The sequence below is a fragment of the Nitratireductor sp. ATLC21 genome (genome assembly GCF_057196525.1).
Genome location: NZ_JBXUOU010000001.1, coordinates 831,679 through 853,132, shown reverse-complemented (window position 1 = coordinate 853,132; position 21,454 = coordinate 831,679). Strand labels below are relative to the sequence as shown.

13 protein-coding genes are annotated in these 21,454 nt (G+C 60.5%); 6 read left to right on the top strand and 7 right to left on the bottom strand.

Translation table 11 applies throughout. The annotated features are described in order from the left end of the window. Positions 1-95: 95 nt before the first annotated feature. Positions 96-4,715, bottom strand: coding sequence for a translocation/assembly module TamB domain-containing protein (locus tag AC2CHD_RS04150; RefSeq protein WP_484552678.1), 4,620 nt, complete (start codon positions 4,713-4,715; stop codon positions 96-98). After that, entirely contained in the window at positions 4,712-6,616 is a 1,905-nt protein-coding gene (locus AC2CHD_RS04145; RefSeq protein ID WP_484553211.1) for an autotransporter assembly complex protein TamA, read from the bottom strand. Before AC2CHD_RS04145 ends, AC2CHD_RS04150 begins: the two co-directional genes overlap by 4 nt. Positions 6,617-6,987: 371 nt before the next feature. Here AC2CHD_RS04145 and AC2CHD_RS04140 point away from each other — a divergent pair, with 371 nt between their 5' ends. The 3 genes from AC2CHD_RS04140 (at position 6,988) to AC2CHD_RS04130 (ending at position 10,676) form a co-directional block, all read left to right on the top strand. Then, positions 6,988-8,322: an acetyl-CoA C-acetyltransferase gene (locus AC2CHD_RS04140; RefSeq protein ID WP_484552677.1), complete on the top strand. Its 1,335-nt coding sequence runs from the start codon at positions 6,988-6,990 to the stop codon at positions 8,320-8,322. Further along, positions 8,322-10,424 carry a 3-hydroxyacyl-CoA dehydrogenase NAD-binding domain-containing protein gene (locus tag AC2CHD_RS04135; RefSeq protein ID WP_484552676.1) on the top strand — a complete coding sequence of 701 codons (2,103 nt, stop codon included), beginning with the start codon at positions 8,322-8,324 and terminating at the stop codon, positions 10,422-10,424. The genes AC2CHD_RS04140 and AC2CHD_RS04135 overlap by 1 nt, the downstream gene beginning before the upstream one ends. Positions 10,425-10,493: 69 nt before the next feature. Continuing rightward, on the top strand, positions 10,494-10,676 hold the full coding sequence (locus AC2CHD_RS04130) for a DUF3008 family protein (protein WP_229448949.1): 183 nt from the start codon (positions 10,494-10,496) through the stop codon (positions 10,674-10,676). A 30-nt stretch (positions 10,677-10,706) separates the two neighbouring features. On the opposite strand, the gene AC2CHD_RS04125 is transcribed toward AC2CHD_RS04130, so the two are convergent. Continuing rightward, a complete protein-coding gene (locus AC2CHD_RS04125) occupies positions 10,707-11,909 on the bottom strand; it encodes a pyridoxal phosphate-dependent aminotransferase (protein WP_484552675.1) in 1,203 nt (400 codons plus the stop codon). A 206-nt stretch (positions 11,910-12,115) separates the two neighbouring features. Here AC2CHD_RS04125 and AC2CHD_RS04120 point away from each other — a divergent pair, with 206 nt between their 5' ends. Both AC2CHD_RS04120 and AC2CHD_RS04115 read left to right on the top strand, forming a co-directional pair. After that, the gene (locus tag AC2CHD_RS04120; RefSeq protein ID WP_229448951.1) at positions 12,116-12,823 is read left to right on the top strand and encodes a nitroreductase; all 708 of its coding nucleotides are present in this window, start codon (positions 12,116-12,118) and stop codon (positions 12,821-12,823) included. Between the two features lie 129 nt (positions 12,824-12,952). After that, positions 12,953-13,537, top strand: coding sequence for an EF-hand domain-containing protein (locus AC2CHD_RS04115; protein ID WP_484552674.1), 585 nt, complete (start codon positions 12,953-12,955; stop codon positions 13,535-13,537). Between the two features lie 100 nt (positions 13,538-13,637). Here the strand turns inward: AC2CHD_RS04115 and AC2CHD_RS04110 are convergent, their stop codons facing one another. Genes AC2CHD_RS04110 through AC2CHD_RS04095 form a run of 4 tightly spaced genes read right to left on the bottom strand, consistent with a single transcriptional unit; the run spans position 13,638 to position 18,756 of the window. Next, entirely contained in the window at positions 13,638-14,228 is a 591-nt protein-coding gene (locus AC2CHD_RS04110) for a sarcosine oxidase subunit gamma (protein ID WP_484552673.1), read from the bottom strand. Further along, positions 14,221-17,214, bottom strand: a complete 2,994-nt coding sequence (locus tag AC2CHD_RS04105) for a sarcosine oxidase subunit alpha family protein (protein ID WP_484552672.1) — start codon at positions 17,212-17,214, stop codon at positions 14,221-14,223. The genes AC2CHD_RS04110 and AC2CHD_RS04105 overlap by 8 nt, the downstream gene beginning before the upstream one ends. Continuing rightward, positions 17,211-17,486, bottom strand: coding sequence for a sarcosine oxidase subunit delta (locus AC2CHD_RS04100; protein ID WP_484552671.1), 276 nt, complete (start codon positions 17,484-17,486; stop codon positions 17,211-17,213). The genes AC2CHD_RS04105 and AC2CHD_RS04100 overlap by 4 nt, the downstream gene beginning before the upstream one ends. 10 nt (positions 17,487-17,496) lie before the next feature. Beyond that, entirely contained in the window at positions 17,497-18,756 is a 1,260-nt protein-coding gene (locus AC2CHD_RS04095) for a sarcosine oxidase subunit beta family protein (protein ID WP_484552670.1), read from the bottom strand. A gap of 196 nt (positions 18,757-18,952) precedes the next feature. Between AC2CHD_RS04095 and AC2CHD_RS04090 the strand changes: the two genes are divergently transcribed. Continuing rightward, on the top strand, positions 18,953-21,418 hold the full coding sequence (locus AC2CHD_RS04090) for a mechanosensitive ion channel domain-containing protein (RefSeq protein ID WP_484552669.1): 2,466 nt from the start codon (positions 18,953-18,955) through the stop codon (positions 21,416-21,418). Positions 21,419-21,454: the final 36 nt, after the last annotated feature.

The window sequence follows — 21,454 nt, the reverse complement described above, 5'->3', positions numbered from 1 at the left end:
TGTTTCCAGTCAAGGCGCGCACCCACCATCCCCCCGACCCGAACCCAGCGCGCCGTTTGCCGGCCAGTTTCCTGGCCGGCTTTCTTTATTCGGGATCAATAGTCTTTTTCGAAGAATATACCGAGGCTTGAGTTGCCATCGGATCCCACCGCGCCGCGCGCTTTCAGATCCTCGGTAATGTCGAGATTGATCGTGCCCCGCGTCGTGCCTTTCGCGCCGGCTTCAACCCCGAGATAAATATTATCCTGGATGTAGCGACCCGCGCGCACCGCCGCATTGCCCTCGCTGTCGGTGACGACATCCAGATCGTCGAGCCCCGTCGCATTGCGCAAAGAGCCCAGAAGAGAGCTGTTGGATCCGCCGGCGAGTTCTGCGGCGGCGGCAGCTAGCTGGGCAATCTGAACGGCAGAGAGCTCGTCGATGCCACGATTGAAGATGAGGCGGGCAAGCACTTCATCCTCGGGCAATTCCGGTTGCGAAGAGAACGTGATGTTCAGGTCGGAGACACGGCCGTTCACATTGATGAACACGATGATATCGTTGCCGCGCGAGCGGGCGATGAAGTCGAGTTGCGGATCGAGGTCGCCCACCAGGGTGACTTCTCCTTCGTCGAAGGTTATGCGCTGACCGATGATCGACAGTCGGCCGCGAATGAGCTTGAAACCTCCGACCGGCTGAATGTTCGTTACCGGTCCTGTCAATCTTACCGAGCCTCCGAGTTCCGCATCGAGGCCGCGACCGCGCACAAAGATGCGGGCCGGCGCTGTCACATTGATGTTCAGCCGCATAACGCTCGGCCGTGCGGAGGGCATCGGCGTACCGTCATCTGCGCGTGCACGCTCAAGAGTGCGCTGTACAGCGGGGGGCGGATCGATATGGCGCACATTGATCTGAGCAGCGCCGCCGCCGATGCTTTCGGGCACGAGAATTTCGGCCCGCTCCACATTCACCTCGCCAGCAAGCAGCGGATCGCGGGTGAGGGGGCCTGTCATGGTCAGGGCACCGTTAACGGTTGCCGTCACCATTTCTCCGTCCGTGTGTCTGGCGTTGTTCAGCCCGATCCTGAGATCGGCGGGAAAGCCCGCCTGCGCATTGGTGGAAATCGTGCCGGATACGGAAACCCTGCCGCCTGCCGCCAGGGCCGCCGACCCCTCCGTGATGGATATCCGATCGCCATTGACGGCGGCAGCCAGGCGGACGTCGCCGACGCGCAGATTGGTGAGCGGATCAACCGCTGACGCGTTGGCAGTCGTGATTGTGCCGTTGACGACGGGATCTGCCACGGCGCCGGAGACGCGGATACTGGCGGAGGCGGTTCCGGAAAGCTGGGTTCCACGATCGGCAAGGAAACGATTGGCGATCGAAAGCGGTGCGGTGCCTGCAAGGTCAAGCCCAAGGCCGGACCCGGACAGCGGGATCGTGCCGCTCGCTTCTATTCCCAGCCCTGACGGGCCATCCGCCGTCAGTCGGGCAAGCTCAATCGCGTTGCCCGCGTAACGTCCGCTGGCGGCGAGTTGAAGCGGGCCGAGGCCCGCGCTGGACAAAGGTGCAGCCCGCAGACCGGTGGCGCGCATGTCGAAGCTTGCCTGCGGCTCGGTGAGCCTGCCGGTCACCCGTGCGCTGCCTGTCAACTGCCCGGCAAGGTCCTGACCGCGAACGACACGGTTCAGTGCGGCCAGTGGGAAAGCGTTGAGAGCAACATCCAGGGAAAGCTGACCGTCGTCGATGGGGACCGCGCCACGTGCTGTGGCGTTCAAACCTTCCGGGCTGGTGATGGCGGTGTCGACGTTCAGTCGATCGCCATTGCTCGTTCCGGCAGCATTGATCGTCAGCGTACTCAAACCTGCTTGCGTCAAGATTGGAGAGGCGATCTGGCGTCCGTCGATGTCAAAATTGACAAGCGGTCTGTCTCGGGTGCCCTTGATCTCTGCCTTGCCGTCGAGCGTCCCGCCAAGACCGAGCTCGGGCTGGATCGTATTGGCGATGGAAAGCGGGACGCTTTGGAGATTGACCGCGAGATCGAGAGCATTGGCGAAGCGACCTCCGGCCGTAATGCGACCGCCCGCGATATCGATCACCAGCGGATCCAGTGTAAAGGCATTGCCTTCCACAAGAAGGGACGTGGGGTCCACAAGACGGGCCTTTACCGCCCCCTGTTCCAGGTGGAGTTCGTTGAGCCTGAGGCGATAGCCTTCGCCTTCAGGTGCGAGTGCGCCCTGGGTTTCAATTTCAGTGCCCTGTTCAAGCAAGGCTTTGCCTTCGAAATCCGTGGCCCCTTCGTTCTGGCGCGCGGTGGCTTCGACCAATGTAATGCTCAGGCCGCCTGCGCTGATCCCCTTGGCATTGATCGAGCCGACGGCGGAGGGCACCCCGAACAAATCCTCGATTGTTGCAGCAATTGCCGCATTTGAAATGCGCGTCTGATCGACGGCGAGATCGCGGACAGTGGCGTTTACGTCGGCAATCTGGCGTTCGTCCACATGGGAGAGAGAGAGAGCGGCCTTCACGCTGCCGGTTGCCTCCCGAAGCAGCAACGCAGCCGCCGTGGAAACATCGGCGGCGTCGACATTGATGCGACCGTCGATCAGGCTTTTGCGCACATTCTGAACAAGATTGCCGCTGGCAGTGGCACCTCCTGCTCGGAAGGAAAATTCAGTCAGCCGCCGTTGATCCGGTGAAAGAACGAGTTGGCCGGACAGGTCCACTCGCTCCCCAGCCAGGAAGGCGGAGCCGTCGACGGCCCCCGTCAGGACTTCATCTTCCAGTTGCCCATCGAAACCGACAGTGGCCTCGCTGAGGTCCCGGCCGGACAATCTGCCGCGCGGCGCATCGGCTTTCACCGTGAGATTGATGCGTCCCTCTGCCCCCTCAGCGCGGCCTGTGGCTGTCAGGCGGCCTGATGCATTTTTCGCGACAAGGGCCATGTTTTCCAGCGCAGCGTCGAAGCGGAAGTTCGCTGTTCCGGTGGCAAAGGTACCGTCAGCCTGCAAGTTGAACTGATCGTTTGCGAGGGAGAGCGCGCGTGCAGTCAATCCTTCAGGACCTCGTGCCACACCGCCCTCTATCCGCGTGGTGCCCGCAAGCAGGTTTCCTGCAACTTCGTTCTCGATACGCAGGTCGGTTGCCGTACCGTCGAGGTCGAGATCGAATGCGCCGCTGATGGGGCGCACGGTGCCATTGGCGGCGAGATTGACCGAACCGCCCAGTGCCTGACCCGCAAGGCCAGAGAAAGGCGCAATGTCGCTTGCTCTAAGCTTGATATCGCCGTTAAAGGCGAAATCTCGGATCTGGCCGGTGAGGGCGGTCTCCAGTCCGTTTCCGGAAATGCTAACCTTTTCCAACACGACGGGATTGCCAGCCTGCCAGTCGCCGCGCGCCATGATATCAAGGGTGTCGCCGAGTGCTTCGGCGATCTTTGCTTGTGTGGCAGTGATCTCGGAGAGGCCTCCGTCGATCTCGAAGCTTATCCGCCGGGAAAGTGGATCATTCAGGTTTTGCGCCAACCCGCCCATCGTGAGGATGGTACGCCCGGCGGCTAGTTCTGCAGTCTGAAGTCCATTCAGCTCAAGCTTTCCATTCCAACGCTCGGACCCGGCCTCGCCGAAGGTGATGTCCAGTTTTGCCGATTGAAGAGAGGTCTGTCCACCTGCAACGGGCAAAAGCACGCGGTCGCCCTTGGGGTTGGCTACTGAAGCGCCAAGTGAGAGAGCAGTGAGGAAATTGTCGCTGCTGGTCTCTGCAACGGCCTCGATGCGCATGGAGGCGCTGGCGACCTGAAAATTTTCGAGCAGGATCCCGCCACCTTTCTTCGAAACGCCATTGACGTTGATGCGGGTGCCGGCGCCGAAGAAATCCTGAAACTGGGCCGGCACGAGCCTCTTGATGGTGCCGGCGAGGCGGGCGGAAAAGCCCAGGCCCTCCTCGCGTTCGCGAAGCCGTGCCGTGCCGCCAAAAGCGGGTACGCCGTCCGCCTCAAGTGCAAGTTTGATGTCGAGCTGGCTTAGCGGTCCGCTGCCGGCAAGGGTGAGTTTGAGTGGCGGGCGGCCCTGGACGTTGAGAAGATTGGCGACCACGCCATTGGCCGGCTCATCGAGAACCAGATCGAGATCCAAAATCTCGGTTTCGTTGGAATACGCAGCTTCAAGCGCAAACTGGCCGCCAGGACCGTCCAGGCGCTGCACGTCGAAATTGCTCTCGAGCGTTCCGCTGTCGATTTTGAGAGCCCCTATCAAGGCGAGGTCGGCGGAAAGGCCGAAGACTTCCTGTCCGAAAGATGCCTGTTTTATCTCGAGCGCTTCGAGATTCACGGCAAGCGGCAGTTCCGGGACCTGGAAAGAGCGCGACTCGGGCGAGGGCAGTCCCTTATCGGGCAGTGGACGGCGTGTGACCTCAATATTTTCGGCGGCAAGCTTTTGTACTTCGAGACGCTGGCGCAGCAGCAGCGTGGAGCGGCTCCAGTCGATGGAGGCGTTGCTGATGCGCAGCCAAATCCCTTCCCTGTCAGCGATGGTGATTTCACCGATGGTGGCCTGTGAAGACAGCGCACCGGAAATGCCGGAAATGCGAATCTGCCGGTTGGGCGTGGAGAGCTGATCTTCCAGAAGACGCGTGAAGAATGAGCGCTCTTCATCGGGCGTGCGTTCACTGGGTGTGTCCTGCGCCATGGCGGGCAACAGGACGAAGAGCAGGATCAGAGCTGCGAAAAAGCGGATCAAAACGCTTGTCCTATTCCGACGTAAAAGGCAACGCTCGGATCGCCGTCGCGTCGATCGAGCGGAACGGCGACATCGAGACGCACGGGACCCAACGGGGTGAGATAGCGCAGACCGGCGCCGACACCGATCCGCACATCCTCCGAGAAGTCGGGGAAGGATTCCGCCCCAACGGTCCCGGCATCGATGAAACCGACGACGCCAATAGAATTGGTAACGCGCGCGCGCAGTTCGGCAGACGCTTCCATCAGCGACCGTCCGCCCGCGATACCATCCTCCATCTCCACGCCGATGTTTCGATAGGCGTAGCCGCGGACCGAACCACCCCCGCCGGCAAAGAACAGCTTGTCGGGCGGCGTTTCGTCAATGGGCGCGCCGACCAAGGCACCGATCTTGGCGCGTCCGGCCAGAACGAAGCGGCCGTCACTTCCGAAATCATGGTAGGCGCGGCCTTCCAGAAGCATGCGCGCGGCCAGGTTGCGGTATTCCATTTCGTAGAATGGTTCGAGCGACAATTCGGCAAAAAATCCTTCGGTCGCATCGGCGGGATTGTCCCGGCTGTCATAGGTCAGCGTGCCCGACAGACCGACGGTGGTGAAATCCCGTGTTCCGAAGTCGTCTTCGAAGCGGGCGCGGCCGGCATTGGCGAACAGGCTTCCAGACAGGGCTTCAGTAAACTCGTGCCGGAAGCCAAGTTCGGCGCTGACTGCCGTGCGTGTATAACGTTCGAGCACCTCCCGGTCGCCGAATATGGAGGCATGGAAATCCGTGTCGGGCGTATAGACACCGGGCTTGATGAAAGTGGCGCCAACGCGGTAGGTCAGATCTTCAGGCTTGAACGTGTTGCCGATGCCGGAAACCTGCCCTTCGAAACGGAGTCGTTCAGCACGGCCGAAAAGGTTTCGGTGCATCCAGTAGGCCTGTACGCCAAGCCCGTCGAGCGTTGAATAGGTGCCGCCGACACCGAACCGGCGTGGCAGGCGTTCCTGGACGATAACGGCGAGCGGGAGGAGGCCATCGGCGCCGATCTCGTCCGCTTCCTCGATCCGGGCAGAGCGAAAAACATCAAGCTTCGACAGGCGCTCGCGGGCGCGGTCAATATCGTCCGGGTCGTATTCGCGACCGGGAACAAGTCCGGTCTGGCGCGCCACGAAGTCGGGATCCATCCGTTCCGTCCCGCTGACGGTGACAACGCCATACGCTGCACGGCGACCAGGCTCAACGGTCAGGATTGCGTCCACCGTTTTGGTTTCATGCGCGGCGGTAACGCGACGCTCCACGATCTCGGCCTTGGCATGCCCCTGATGGCGCCAGGCTTCAACCGCGAGGCGACCTGCCTTCAGGATGGTACCGGATGCAGCGACTTCTCCTGACTGGAAACCTTCTTTTGCCGGGTCTTCGACGCGATCATTGCGGTTCAGCGGCGGCGGCGCCTGATTGATGATCCGCGCCTGGTCGAAATGAAAGACAGAGCCCGGGTCGACGGCGACGCGAACGCTGGCCGGATTGGCAATATCCGCGTCAATGGGAAGCCCGGATACCTCTTGCCCGTCAATGGTGATGCTGATGGAGCCGCCATAAAGCGCCGAACCGTAGAGCGTGTTGAGGAGACGGCGATAGTCGCCGCGCGCCTTGACGATCAACCCCGCAGCACCCGAAGCGGGTTTCTCGCGGTCCGCCCAGAGAGAGGAGGCGCCCTTGAGTTTTTTCTCGGTTTCGTCCGCGCCATAGGGGAGGACAAATTCTACCGTGTAATTCCAGGGTTCACCGATTGTGTCCGGCTCTTCGGCAGCCTTGTCCTTGCCAAACAGCTTTAAGCCGAACAGCTCGAAGGCATTGGCAGAAGGCGGCGAAAAGGCGAGCATGAGCGCGAGCAGCAACGGCCCGTGCAAACGCCGACCCATCGACGGTCTCGCGTCGATTCCACTCAAACCCGTCTCCCATTCTCGAGCTGAAGTGTCGGTCACCAACCTTGCCGTGACGTTAACGCCTGTCGCCCGTATGCTGCAAAACAGTGCGGTTAAACCACAAACCGCTTTTGCGGCCAATGCGGCTTATCGGGTCAGGCCAGACAATTGTGGCTTAAAGCCGGCGTTATTGGGAATGAAGCGAGATCGGAACCAGGAAAGGCCGGAAAGGTTGTGTCATTGATGACAAAGATGCTCAACTGCCTCGACTGAGCTGAACAATCGCTGACGGTCGGGTTTTCAGGAAAGGTGCGTATTGCATGGCACAAATGCCCCGAGAGCAGAAGCGCGTTAACCGGAAGCCGCCTGTGCGTGCGAAGCGAACGGCTCCTGTCCGTCAGACAAAATATCGTGAGAGCAAAGACAGGCCCGTCTTCATCGTGGACGGCGCACGGACCCCTTTTCTGAGGGCGCGCGGAAAGCCGGGTCCATTCACGCCGGTAGACCTTGCCGTTCAATGCGGGCGGCCCCTGCTGGCGCGACAGAATTTTTCTCCCGCCAGTTTTGACAAGGTGATCCTCGGCTGTGTCAACGTCCTTGCCGACGAGATGAACCCGGCACGGGTGGCAGCACTGCGGCTCGGCATGGGTGATGCGATGCCGGCCTTCACTGTTCAGATCAATTGTGGTTCCGGGATGCAGTCGATAGACACCGCTTTCCGAACGATCGAAGCGGGAAAGGCCGATCTTATCCTTGCCGGAGGAACCGAAGCGCTTTCCCACGCGCCACTGGTGTGGCCGCAGGAAGGCGCTGCTTGGTTTGGCCGTTTCGCTTTTGCCAAATCGGTTTTAGAGAGGCTCGCCGCCCTGGGTGCGTTGCGACCGCGCATGCTCAAGCCGGTCATCGGGCTTGAGCGGGGACTGACCGACCCCGTCACCCAGCTCAATATGGGGCAGACGGCCGAGAAAATCGGCCATATCTTCAATATTTCCCGTGAAGCTGCTGACGCTTACGCGCTGGAAAGTCACCAGCGATTGGCGAGGGCACAGAAAAGCGGCACTCTCAAAGGGGAAGTCGTTCCTGCAGTGACCCGCGATGGCGTCTTATATGACCATGATGACGGCGTTCGCCCGGATACCTCGATGGAGCGGCTCGCCAAGCTGAAACCCGCTTTTGAGAAGCCTTTCGGCAAGGTCACCCCTGGCAATTCTTCGCAAATCACCGATGGAGCCTCCTGGGTGATCCTTGCGTCCGAAGAGGCGCTCAAGAAGCACGGTCTTACCCCGCTGGCCCGGATTGTCGACAGTGAGTGGTCGGGACTGGATCCGTCCATCATGGGTCTGGGGCCGACATTGTGCTCGACGGCGTTGCTCGAACGGCAAGGTCTGACCCGTGAAGACATTGAATTGTGGGAGCTGAATGAGGCTTTTGCGGCGCAGGTTCTTGCGTGCCTCGCGGCGTGGGAGGATGACGACTATTGCCGCCATGTTCTCGGGCTCGAAGCTCCGTTCGGCCGCATCGACCACAATCGCCTCAATGTGGATGGGGGAGCAATCAGCCTCGGGCACCCGGTGGGAACCAGCGGCAACCGGATCGTACTTCACCTGGTCAACGCCTTGCGCAGAGGTGGTTTCAAACGTGGTGTGGCAACCGAATGTATCGGCGGCGGCCTTGGTGGCGCGATGCTGATGGAGGTGGTTTGATGGCTGTTGGAACGATACCCGCTGGCAAGCATCTCAATCGAAACCGGCTCGCGCTCGGCCCCGACGCGCAGGAGGTTGCGAAAACCGAACATTGGTCGCTGTTCAGGGACGAAGACGCTGTTGCCTGGCTGGTGCTTGACCGGGCGGGGGAGAGCACGAACACGCTTTCCGAACCGGTGATGAGCGAATTGGAGACCCTGCTGGAAAAGGTCGAGGCGGTGCAGCCGAAAGGGCTCGTGCTGCGCTCGGGCAAAGCCGGAGGTTTTATCGCCGGAGCCGATATTCGCGATTTTTCCGGTGTTTCTCAAACGGATGTGGTGGAAGCCCGCATGACGCGGGCCCATGCGATCGTTGACCGTCTGGCAGCGCTCCCCATGCCGAGCGTTGCGGTGGTCCACGGCCATTGCCTCGGCGGCGGGCTCGAGCTGGCTCTCGCGTGCAGGTTCAGGATAGCTGTCGAGGGAGCGGTCTTCGGGTTTCCCGAAGTGCTTCTCGGACTTCATCCCGGACTGGGAGGGACGTTCCGGCTGCCGGCGCTGATCGATCCGGTCGAAGCCATGAAGATGATGCTGACTGGAAAATCCGTGCATACAGCCAAGGCACGGAAGCTCGGCCTGATCGACGCCGTGGCCGAGGAGCGACATGTCGTGAACGCGGTCAAAGCGGCCATCTCGGGAGATCTGAAACCGACAAGGCGCGGCGCGGGTTTGAGCCGCTTCTCGTTTTATCGGCGTCTCGCCGCGCGCAAGATGCGTTCCATGGCTGCCAAGCGTGCGCCGGAGGAACATTATCCCGCCCCTCATCGATTGATCGACCTTTGGGAAAACCACGGCGCCGGGAAAAAAGACGTGATGCAGAAGGAGGAAATCCGCTCCTTCTCGCGTCTTTTGACCGGTGAGACGGCGCAGAATCTCATCCATGTCTTCTTCCTGCGTGAAACTCTGAAGGCTGGAGGAAAGGGGACGAGCGACATTGCGCAGGTTCACGTTATCGGTGCCGGGACAATGGGCGGGGATATTGCCGCATGGTGCGCGGCGCGCGGTCTCAGGGTCACGCTGTCCGATCTCGATGAAAAGGCTCTTGCGGCAGCAATCGGAAGAGCAGGGAAGCTTTTTGATACACGTCTGCATAGCGGGATCGCCAGACGCGACGCATCCGATCGGCTGACACCGGATTTTGCGGGCGATGGTGTCAGGCAGGCTGATCTGGTGATTGAGGCGGTTGCGGAAAAGGCCGAGGTCAAGCGCAAGGTTTTCGAGACGGTCGCGCCTTTGATGAAGAAGGACGCTATTCTCGCGACCAACACGTCCAGCATCCCCCTGAAAGAGCTGCGAACGGCTGTTCCGTTTCCCGAAAGGCTGCTGGGGCTGCACTTCTTCAATCCTGTCGCACGCATGGAACTCGTCGAAGTCGTTTCACATGATGGGGTTTCGGCTGCGGCGCTGGCGCGGCTTAAAGCTTTCTGCGGCTCTATCGACAGACTTCCCGCAGCGGTCAAAAGCTCGCCGGGCTTTCTTATCAACCGCGTTCTGACGCCTTACCTCACCGAGGCGTTTGTTATGCTCGACGAAGGCATGCAAAAAGAAACCATCGATCAGTCTGCGGTTTCGTTCGGCATGCCCATGGGGCCGATCGAACTTGCCGACCGCGTCGGCCTGGACATTTGTCTGGAAGTGGCCCGCACCATGCGGGCCGGTCTCGACACCCCAGTACCGGATGTGCCCGCCTGGCTGGAATCCATGGTGGCGGAAGGACACACCGGGCGGAAGGCGGGACGCGGGTTTTATACCTACGATAGAAATGGCGGGCCGAGAAAAAGTGCCAAACACCCCGAGCCGCAGGCGGCCATCACGGATCGCCTGATCCTCCCCATGCTCAACACTTGCGTGACCTGCCTGCGCGAAGGCGTTGTGGGGGACGAAAAAACGCTTGAGGGGTCGATGATCTTTGCCACGGGGTTTGCTCCGTTTCGGGGCGGGCCGCTTCGATATGCGCGTGCGCGTGGCATAGAGGAGATCGTTGCCGCGCTTGAGCGCCTGCAGGCGCAGCACGGCGATCGCTTCAATCCCGATCCGTATTGGCGAAATTTATCTTCGGGTTGAAAAATCCCGGGAACTCAGCCCGATCCGGAGTCTTCTTCCTAGAGTGAATACTTCAAACAGGAGGCAAAGATGCCGGCAAAATCCAAGGCGCAACAAAAAGCCGCCGGTGCCGCCCTCGCGGCCAAACGTGGTGAGACGTCCAAGTCGGAGCTCCAGGGCGCGTCGAAGGAAATGTATGAATCGATGAGCGAATCGGAGCTCGAAGAGCTTGCGGAGACGAACCGTAAAGGGTTGCCGAACCGGAAGGACTGAGGCGCGCTCAACAGCGCGCCCGCTTCCGGTTCAGCCGGCGGCGGTTTTTTTCACCGGTTTATCCAGCCTGGCGGCAATGAAACGCTGCAGCCGTTTGGCCGCCTCGCGCAGCGTTTCCTCATCCTGGCACATGGAAATTCGGATATGCCCTTTGGCGGCATCACCGAAACTGGCGCCCGGCAAGACTGCGACATTTTCCTGGTTCAGGAAGTCCCAGGCAAATTTCTCGCAATCCTGCTCTATCGCCCGTATGTCGAGCATTACATACATGCCACCCTGAGAGCCGCGCACGATCACGTCGTTCAAGCCGCGCACCGCCTCAAGAAACGCTTCGCGCCGTCTGGTATAGAGCTCTGCGATCTCACGCATGCCGAACCCGTTCTCTGCGGCAGCGATGGCCGCGTGGGAAGTGAAATCGGGCAGCCCATAGGTGGCCACGAGGTTGAGATTGGTCAACACGGCGATCATGTCGGCGGGTCCGGTGAGCCATCCGACCCGCCACCCGGTCATGCCGTGGCTCTTCGACAGGGAATTGATAACCAGCGTGCGCTCCTTCATATCGGGCAGGGCGCGCGGCGAGATGTGCTCCTTCTCCGAGCGGATGGTCCAGTAAACCTCGTCGGACAGGAGCCACAGATCGCGTTCGCGGCAGATCTCTGCGATACGCTCGATCGTGGCGCGAGAGTAGACGGCTCCGGTGGGGTTGTTGGGCGAATTGATCAGGATTGCGCGCGTGTCTGCTTCGAGTGCGGCTTCGATTTCCTCGAGGCTCGGCTCAAAATCGTTTTCCGCATGGGTTTCGATTTCCGTGTAGCGCCCCCCGGCGGCGCGCACCGTGCCTGGATAGGTGGCGTAATAGGGCGACACGATCACCGCATGATCGCCCGGGTCGAGCACCCCCTGGAAAGCCGCGTAGAGCGCGCCCTGGCCGCCGATGGTGACCATGATCTCTTCGGAGCTTGTCCTGGTCCCTGTACACTCTTCCGATAATTTCGCCAAGGCCTGTCGCAGGCGGGGCAGACCGGGAAGTTGCGTGTAGTGGTGATGGCCGCCCCGGACGGCATTGACGCAGGCTTCGACCGTACCTTCCGGAGTATCAAAATCGTGGTCGCCCACAGACAGCATGATGACGTTTTCACCGGCCTGCTTGCGGGTCATGGCGGCGAAGTGGATTTCCCACCCGTTTTTGCCGGACGGGACGATGCCTGAAATGCGGGAGGAGGGCTTTGGCATTGGGGGCTCCAGGGGCGAACTTGGCATTCGACTTGAAAAAAACAGGCCCTTCGACTACGAGGACCGGCGCATTGGTCGGCGTTTTAGCAAATCGACCGGCGTGAGAACAGCGCAGTGAGTGAGTGCATTTGGTCCTGAATGGATCGCGATATTGATGCAGGGGGCATTGTCGCGCATCTGAAAGGACCGCCAGGAAGGATAGTGGCATGTTAGCCCCTGACAAGAAGAACGAACTGTCCATTACCGACATTGTCGATCAGGCGATGCTGACGCGGCGCTCCGTGCGGGCGTTTCTGCCCGATCCTGTCGATGACGAGACGATCAGAGATATTCTTCGTGTCGCCGCGCGCGCGCCCTCGGGCACCAACATGCAGCCCTGGAAGGTCTATGTGGTGTCGGGCGAGCGCAAACAGGCGCTTTCCGAGGCTATTCTTTCTTCCGGTGTACGCCCGGAAAAGATCGAATGGGACGAGTACAAATATTATCCCGACAAGTTCTTCGAGCCCTATCTCTCGCGCCGTCGTGCGGTGGGATATGCACTTTATAGCCTTTTGGGCATCGGTCGCCGTGAGGTGGAGCGCATGCGCGCTCAGCATGATCGCAATTTCACCTTCTTCGATGCTCCCGTCGGCCTGATCTTCACCATCGACCGACGATTGAACAAGGGATCGTGGATCGATCTCGGCATGTTTGTACAATCGGTGATGATTGCCGCACGCGGGCGTGATCTTCATACCTGCCCACAGGCTGCATTTGCACCTTACCACAAGCAGATCCGCCCGATCCTCGGCATTCCCGATGAGGAAATTGTCGTCTGCGGTATGGCGCTTGGCTACGAGGATGCCTCAAAACCAGAGAATGCCCTGCGTAGTGAACGGGCGCCGCTCGAGGAGTTTGTCTCCTTCGTTCGTTAAGTCATTTCCCACGAATGTTGCTTACGAAATTGTAATTTCCCGGCAAGGTCGTCGTAATGTGAGATCGGCGACTATCTCCTCGTTCCCTGCCGCATTTCCCTGGCGGCGCCCCCTTACGAGGAGACTGATATGAAAAACAAGATTCTTTTGTCCGCCGTGGCCCTGAGCCTGATTGCCGGTTCTGCTGCGATCGCTCAGGAAGCTTCGTCCGACCAAGCTGCACCGCCGGCTGCAGGAGAGCGAATGAAAGGCGGCAAGATGATGCGGGGGTTTTCCCGCATCGATACCAACGGCGATGGGAACCTATCCATCGAAGAGTTTTCCTCTGTTCATATCGAGCGTTTGAAGGCCGCCGATGCTGATGGCGACGGCGTGCTGTCTGAAGCCGAACTTCAGGATATGGCTATGAAGCGCATGGCCGAGCGGCGGGCGAAACGCGCTGCACAGCGTCTCGACATCGATGGTGATGGCACCGTTACGATTGCGGAGATTGAAAGCCAGCAGGCAAAGCGCTTTGCGCTGATGGATGCCAATGACGATGGCAAAGTCGACCAGCGCGAAATGCGCCGTGGCTTCCGCCAGATGGCAGGGGAGCGTGGCGGACGCCACGGAAAAATGATGCACCACAAGCGTGACCACAGAGGTGGCCCGCGCGGTGAAATGCATCAGGGCAATCCGCCGGCGGAAATGGCTCCTGACGGCGATAATGGCTGACGACGACCGCCGGAGGCGCCGAACGTGCCTTCGGGATGATAAAACCGGTTCGTGGGTGCTCCGCGAGCCGGCCGATAGGTCCGGTGTCGCCGCGCCGGGCCTATCTTATCGTATAGCCCACATCTTCGGATGCGCGGCGGAGCGTTTTGGCAAAAGCCCGCGCAAATGAGCGGAAGACATATAGCTCGAAGCGTTTCTCGCCACGGCGCTGGATTTGAACAAACAGGTCGTGATGCGCTGTGGCCCGTCCGGTGTGGACGGGAAAGGCAGAGAGGCTGAAATCGAGCGCGAAAAGCTTGGCAAGAACCCATTCGACCTTGGGGCCTTCAACCGCGAACACCGCGCGCCCATGCGAGAGATCGGTCACGGTTCCCGCGCTCTCATCAATGGCGGCAATCATAACGCCGGCCAGAGCCTCGTCCTGACCACTTACGAGAAATCGGCCAGGGCCGATGTTGAAGGCGCATGTGCCTTCACGGTTGGCAGCGCCGCTTCCCGGTGAAGCTGAAAGTTTTAGACGGCAGATGGCGGAAAGATTTTCCGTCAGCGTCTTTTCCTCGCCAGGCCAGGCGCTGGCCTCGACGATCGATCCCTTTATGGCTTCCAAGATCGTCACACCGGTCCCTTCAACAAAGTCGCCATAGGAGCCGGGGCGGAAATCGCTGCCCAGCGGTGATGTGCGCTCAACCATGCATGCGTTCTCCATCCGGATCGAAGAAATGATGGCTGACGATTTCCACCTGGCCGAAACGCTTGCGCAGCGGATCAGACAGATGCGCTCGCGTGCCATGGCGGGCCTTGCCACCCCGGACAAGCGCAAGGCCGATATATTTCTGCAGCGCAGGTGAGTAGCAGAAGGCTGTCACATGGCCGATGCTTTCGCCGGGCTCGTCTGGAGTTCCACGCTCAACCAGATGCGCACCTCCGCCAAGCTTTTGTCCATCCAGAGAGATGACGCCGACAAGCCTGAGGCGGTTTTTGTCGATGAGGGCAGGGCGGTCCATCAGGCCCGAACCGATGAAGGGCTTTTTCTTTGACAGCATCCAGTCGAGATAGAGATCGCGGGCGGTGGTTCGTCCGTCAATCTCGGCTCCGGTCACGTGGCCTTTCTCGATTCGTAATGCACCGAGCGCTTCCATGCCATAGGGGGTGATGTCGAACGGTTCGCCCGCCTCCATCAAGGCTTCCCATATGAGTGTTCCGTAACCGGCACCGCAATAGACCTCATAGGCAAGCTCGCCGGAAAAGGAGAGGCGGCAGATCATGACGGGTGCGCCTTCGATCTCGCCATGCACGATGCCCATGAAAGGCAGGGTCTCATTGTCGACCCTGGTTCCGCTAACGCAACGCTCCAGCACGGCGCGCGCCCTCGGACCGGCAATGGCCGCGCCGGCCCACTGGTCCGTCACCGAGGTGAGATGGACCTTGAGTTCGGGCCAGAGAATGTCGAGACAATATTCCAGATGCTGCATCACCGCGCCGGCATTGGCGGTGGTGGTGGTCATCAGGAAGTCGGTCTCGCCAAGCCGCCAGGTGGTGCCGTCGTCAAAGGCAATGCCGTCTTCGCGCAGCATCAGGCCATAGCGCGCCTTGCCCACTTTCAGCGTGGAGAAAGTGTTGGTGTAGACCCGATCGAGGAAGGCGGCGGCGTCGGGTCCCTTCACCGCGATCTTGCCCAGTGTGGAAACATCGACAATGCCCACGGAGCGGCGCACCGCCGCTGCCTCGCGGATGTAAGCCTGTTCGACCGTTTCGCCGGCAGCGGCATAAACCAGTGGGCGATGCCAGAGACCTGCCGGCGTCATCTCGGCACCGTGGTCCACATGCCAGTCATGTATGGGGGTATAGCGCTCTGGCTTCAGATCGCCATAACGTTCCGCGGCCATCGCACCGATGGCCACCGGCGAATAGGGCGGTCGAAAGCGCGTGGTACCGGCCTCGGGGATCGTGATGCCGCGGGCCGCCGCCATGATGGCGAGGCCGGGCACATTCGATGTCTTGCCCTGATCGGTCGCCATGCCGAGCGTGGTATAGCGCTTCAGATGCTCGACGCTGACAAAGCCTTCGCGGTGGGCGAGCCGCACATCATCGGCGGTCACATCGTGCTGGAAATCGACAAAAGCCTTGCCTTTTCCGCGAATTTCGAGAACCGGGGCTGGCGTCAGGTCGAGAGGTTCAGGCGCGATCTCGGGCAGCCTGCCGCGTGAGGGGCGCTTGCCAGCACATTTGAGGCCCGCATCACGACCGCTTCTAAGGGCGTCAACAGTGCCGAATGTACCGAGGAATGCGCCTGCGCCTGCCCACCGTTGTGTTGGCTCGGGTGGCAGGAAGGCCTGTTTTTCCTCATCCCAGACGGGCTTTGCGCCAGCCTGGCTCGCCAGATGAAGTACGGGCTGCCAACCACCGGAAACCGCCAGACTGTCGCACTCGAGCGGTCTGGCATCTCCCGACAGCGTACCGGATGCCGCATCGTACGCTTGAACAAACACGCGTGAAAGCGTCTTGCCGCCCTTGGTGCCCACGATGGCGTGTCCGGTGAGCGGCGAAACGCCTGCCGCGGTGGCAAGTTCGCTGGCGGCACTGCTGATCCTCGCGCGCACATCCACAATGGCTGCGACATGGCCGCCAGCCCGCTTGATGGTGGCTGCCGCCTCATAGGCACTGTCATTGTTGGTGAAAAAGATCGTTCTGTTTCCCGGCAGAATGCCGAATTCTGCGGCATAGCGGCGTGCGGCGCCGGCCAGCATGACACCCGGACGATCATTGCCGGGAAAGACGATCGGGCGTTCAAGCGCACCCGTTGCAAGCACAACATCCGTTGCGCGGATCGTCCAGTGCCGCTGGCGTGGGTGTCCCTTCGGCGTGCGGGCCACATGATCGTGGACGCGTTCGAGCGCGGCCAACGTGTTGCCGTCATAATACCCCCAGACCGCGGTGCGCGTTAAAAGGCGGACATTGTCGAGGCTGGCAAGCCGTGCTGTCAGGTTTGAAGCCCATTCGTGGGCGTGTTTTCCCTCGATGATTTCGCCGGACCAGCGCGCAAAGCCGCCCGTGACAGGCTCCTGTTCGGCGAGGATCACGCGCTTTCCGGCCTTTGCCGCAGCCTCGGCTGCCATCAGGCCGGCGATGCCTCCGCCCACCACCAGAACGTCGCAGAAGGCGTTCACCCGCTCGTAGCGTGAAGGATCGGCCTCGTAATCGGCTCTGCCAAGACCGGCGGCACGGCGGATGAAATGTTCGCACATCATCCAGAAGCGCGTGCCCTTGAGTGGCCCGATCACCGGCCCCATGAAGGTCTTGTAGTAGAAGCCCGCACCGATCAGCCGGCCGCCGAGTTGGTTTACCGCGCCAAGATCCCATGCCAGAGAAGGAAAGCGGTTCTGGCTTTCTGCGCGCAGACCGTCATAGATTTCGATCTGCGTGGCAGGAATGTTGGGCTCGCGCACGCCTTCCCGCAACAGCGTCACGAGCGCGTTCGGTTCGTCGACACCGGCGCTGAAGACACCGCGCGGGCGGTGATATTTGAAGGAGCGACCCATCAGCGAAACACCATTGGCGAGCAGCGCCGAGGCCAAAGTGTCGCCGGCATGGCCGGACAGGTTCTCGCCGTCGAAGGTGAATCGGACGGTGCGGGTACGGTTGATCAGCCCGCCGGAAGTGGATCGGCGCGGGCTCATGCGGCGTCTCCGCCAGAAGTCTTTCGCGCGAAGGAGACCGTGAAAATCTCGTGGGTCAGCGTGTCGCGTTCCACCACCAGATGCGCACGGCATCCACCTGCGTGCTGCCAGAACTCGTGGTGCCGCCCGGCCGGGTTCGGCCGGTGATAGACATAGTCGAGCCAGGCCTTCGTGTCAGTCGAGGCAAGGTCGGGTCGGGTGCGCGTCGCATCCCCCTGATAGGAGAATTCGGCGAGGTCGCGAGGGCCGCAATGGGGGCAGTCGATCAGCATGGCATTCCCCTCAATGCAGTTTGGGTATCGGGCCGTGACCCGTTTCATCGATTGCGGCACCGCGCTCGAAGCGGCTGAGCGTGAAGGGCGCGTTGATGGCGTGGGGTTCGTCCTTTGCGATGGTCCATGCGAAGGAATAGCCGGAGGCTGGTGTTGCCTTGAAGCCGCCATAGCACCAGCCGCAATTGAGATAGAGACCGGGCAGAGGACCCCTGGTGATAATCGGGGATCCGTCCATCGACATGTCCATCACGCCACCCCAGGAGCGCAGAAGCCTCAGCCGTGCGACGGAGGGGAACATGGCGCAGATTTCGCTCATCACATCCTCGACCGTGGGGAGGTTTCCGCGCTGGGCGTAGGAATTGTAGAAATCCAGGCTGCCGCCGAAAACCAGCCCGCCCTTGTCCGATTGCGACATGTAAAGATGGCCGGCACCGAAGGTCACGACGCAGTCGACAAAGGGCTTGATGGCTTCTGACACGAAGGCCTGAAGAACATGGCTTTCAATAGGAAATCGCTCAATGCCCGCGCGCTGCAGCACGCGGCTGGTGCTGCCGGCCACGGCCAGCGCAACCTTTTTTGCACGGATCTCGCCTCTTGTGGTGGAAACGCCCGTGATCTGATCGCCGTTACGCAGGAAGCCCGTCACCTCGCAATTCTCGATCAGGTCGACGCCCCGGCGATCGGCTGCCCGCGCATAACCCCAGGCGACCGCATCGTGGCGTGCGGTGCCCGCGCGTGGCTGAAGAAGTCCGCCGACGACCGGAAAGCGCGCCGATTTTGACGTGTCGAGACCGGGCACCTTGCGTGCGATCTGCTGCGGCGTGAGCCACTCGGCGTCGACACCGCTATGGCGCATCGCATTGCCCCGGCGGATGAAAGCGTCGGCCTGACCCGGACTGTGAGCGAGGTTCAGAACGCCACGCTGGGAGAACATCACATTGTAATTGAGCTCATGGGAGAGGTTTTCCCAGAGTTTCATCGAAAATTCGTAGAAACGAAGGGATTCGGGTAAGAGATAGTTGGAGCGTACAATCGTCGTGTTGCGACCGATATTGCCGGAGCCCAGCCAACCCTTTTCCAGTACGGCCACATTGGTGATGCCGTGTTCGGCTGCAAGATAATAGGCAGTTGCGAGCCCATGGCCCCCACCACCGATGACGATGACATCATAGCTCGGTTTGGGATCGGGCTTGCGCCAAGCCGGCTTCCAGTCACGATTGCCCGATAAGGCATTTTTCAGAAGCGAAAGAGCTGAATATTCCGCCATGCGCCGCCATTCTTTTTGCCAGACCCAGACCAAAGCTATAGGACAGGCTGGACACTGGAGGCAAATAAAGCGCCATGGCTTTTCACAGACCCGACTCCGGCACGGCCCTATGCTTGCTGCGCAGGCGTGGCTCAGGCAATGTTCTCTGATTAAAGCCGATCTCCGATTGCGTATGATTCTGAAAAGACTGCTAGACATGTTGCTGACATTTCGCGCCTTGCCGGTCGTCCTGTGCCTCGTTTTCCAGCTGGCCAGCCTTGCGCCGGCGCTGGCTCAGGGACCGGAAAACTTCCTGACGACGCAACGCGAAAAGCTCTCTGAAATCGAAGCCACCGTCGACGGGCTGGAACAGGAGATCGACGATCAGGCCACGGACGATGGCGAACTCGTCTCGGTCCGGGTTGAGTTGGAAAAGCTGGCGCGGGAAGTCTTCGATGCCAGCCTGGCATTTCGTCCGAGGCTTTCTGAGATCAATACGCGTCTCGAACAATTGGGAGAACCGCGCAAGGAGGGCGAACCGGCAGAACCGGAGGAGGTGACGCGGGAACGCACCCGCCTGCTCGACGAGAAGGCGAGCTTCAACGTGCTGATCGGCGATGCCGAGAGGCTTACCGTTCGCATCAACAGTGTCGTCGATGGGATTGCAGAACTGCGTCGTGACCTCTTCACACGGACGCTTTCACGCCGCTACGACGTTTCGGCCGCCTTGAGTGCGGACGTTGCCGGGGAGTTCGCACAAGAGGTCGGGCGCGTTTATCAGCGGGTTTCCGCCTGGCTCTCTTTCGTGTTCAAATATCGCCTGAAATCGCTCTTGCTTGCCACCACACTGGCAACGATTGCCGCTCTTACGCTGCTTTTCGGGGGGCGGCGGTTGTTTGGCGATTTCGTAGAGCCTGATCCCACCGAGGCAGAACCCACCTATCTCAGCCGTCTCTCGGTGGGGCTCTTTTCCACCCTGATCCCGTCTTTGTCGATCGGGGTTTTTCTGGCATCGACCTACTATTTCCTAGATTACTTCAGTCTTCTCCGAACTGATATTCAACCGCTTCTCTGGTCGCTTTTTTCCGTCATCATCCTCGTCTATTTCGTCTACCGCCTGGCGCGCGCCATTCTTGCGCCGCGACGTCCGAACTGGCGGCTTTTGCCGGTGCGGTCTCAGGCAGCTCAATGGCTGCTTGTTCTGGCGGTGGTCACCGCGATCGCGACCGGGTTCGATTATTTCATGGACCAGGTCTATTCGCTGTTCGGTTCTCAGCTCTCGCTGACAGTGGCCACCAGCCTCGTGGCTACCGTCATTGTGGGACTGCTTATCATGGCGATTGGCGGCGTCAGTCCTCTGGATGACGAGGAGGGCAACCCGAAGCCATGGCCACTTAAGTTCCGCTATCTCTTGTTCGCTCTGGGGGCTGCGATCATTATCGCGGCGATGCTCGGCTATATCGGCTTTGCGCGGTTCCTTTCCCAGCAGGCCGTGGTCACGGGCGCGATCATCGCCACCATGTATATCGGCTTCCTGACAGCAGGGGCGATCACGTCGGAGGGCGCGTTCGCCAATTCCTGGCTGGCACGGCGGCTGGAGCGTTACACGGCTTTCGATGAAACCGCGCTTGACCAGCTCGGCCTTGTCACCGGCATGCTGATCAACATGATCGTAATCCTGATCGGCGTCCCGCTCATCCTTCTGCAGTGGGGGTTCCGATGGGCCGATCTGACGGCGTGGAGCTATCGTATCGCCGGCAGGATACAGGTCGGCTCTCTCTCATTCTCCATCGTGGGAATCCTCACCGGTATACTCGTTTTCGTAATTGGCTATTTCGTCACACGCTGGTTCCAGAGCTGGCTCGACGGCAAGGTGATGGCGCGCAGCCGCATGGATTCTGGCGTGCGCAATTCCATCCGCACCGGCATCGGCTATGTGGGGCTGGTGATCGCTGCGCTGATCGGTATCTCGGCGGCCGGTATCAATCTGTCCAATCTCGCCCTTGTGGCTGGTGCTCTTTCGCTCGGAATCGGTTTCGGGCTGCAGAACATTGTCTCGAACTTCGTTTCGGGTCTGATTTTGCTCGCCGAACGCCCGTTCAAGGCGGGCGACTGGATCGTTGCGGGCGGCGTGTCCGGCACGGTAAAGAAGATTTCCGTCCGCGCCACGGAGATCGAAACGTTTCAGCGCCAGTCGGTGATCCTGCCGAATTCCGAGCTGATCAATGCGGCCGTCGGCAACTGGACCCACCGCAACAAGCTTGGACGCATGGAGATACCGATCGGTGTTGCCTATGGGTCCGACGTTCGGCGCGTACACGAGATCCTGCTTGAAATTGCCAGATCCCATCCGCTTGTTCTCAAGAACCCTGAACCGTTCGTACTGTTTGCCGGCTTTGGCGATTCCTCTCTCGATTTCGAGATCCGTGTTTATCTTTCAGACATCCTCATGCAGCTCAACGTGCAGAACGACATCCGTTTTGCCATCGTGGATGCGTTTGAAGCAGAGGGGATCGAAATTCCGTTTCCGCAACGCGATATCCACGTGCGCTCCGGGCTGTTCAGGGCACAGGAGCCCGACGAGACGCCAAACGAAGAAGAATTGGCGGACGGGGTCCAGGACGAGCAAGGTGATTTACCGGCAGGCAAAAGGCGGCGCCGACGCAAGGTCGACCCGGAATAGCGGCGGGAAGCTGGATGCGCCGTTCAGTTGCCGTTC

Excerpts from the sequence above, each read along its gene's own strand:
- AC2CHD_RS04135 (WP_484552676.1), top strand. The coding sequence starts at position 8,322 with ATGGCTGTTGGAACGATACCCGCTGGCAAGCATCTCAATCGAAACCGG.
- AC2CHD_RS04105 (WP_484552672.1), bottom strand. The coding sequence starts at position 17,214 with ATGAGCCCGCGCCGATCCACTTCCGGCGGGCTGATCAACCGTACCCGC.
- AC2CHD_RS04110 (WP_484552673.1), bottom strand. The coding sequence starts at position 14,228 with ATGGTTGAGCGCACATCACCGCTGGGCAGCGATTTCCGCCCCGGCTCC.
- AC2CHD_RS04130 (WP_229448949.1), top strand. The coding sequence starts at position 10,494 with ATGCCGGCAAAATCCAAGGCGCAACAAAAAGCCGCCGGTGCCGCCCTC.
- AC2CHD_RS04100 (WP_484552671.1), bottom strand. The coding sequence starts at position 17,486 with ATGCTGATCGACTGCCCCCATTGCGGCCCTCGCGACCTCGCCGAATTC.
- AC2CHD_RS04125 (WP_484552675.1), bottom strand. The coding sequence starts at position 11,909 with ATGCCAAAGCCCTCCTCCCGCATTTCAGGCATCGTCCCGTCCGGCAAA.
- AC2CHD_RS04095 (WP_484552670.1), bottom strand. The coding sequence starts at position 18,756 with ATGGCGGAATATTCAGCTCTTTCGCTTCTGAAAAATGCCTTATCGGGC.
- AC2CHD_RS04120 (WP_229448951.1), top strand. The coding sequence starts at position 12,116 with ATGTTAGCCCCTGACAAGAAGAACGAACTGTCCATTACCGACATTGTC.
- AC2CHD_RS04115 (WP_484552674.1), top strand. The coding sequence starts at position 12,953 with ATGAAAAACAAGATTCTTTTGTCCGCCGTGGCCCTGAGCCTGATTGCC.
- AC2CHD_RS04145 (WP_484553211.1), bottom strand. The coding sequence starts at position 6,616 with ATGGGTCGGCGTTTGCACGGGCCGTTGCTGCTCGCGCTCATGCTCGCC.
- AC2CHD_RS04090 (WP_484552669.1), top strand. The coding sequence starts at position 18,953 with ATGTTGCTGACATTTCGCGCCTTGCCGGTCGTCCTGTGCCTCGTTTTC.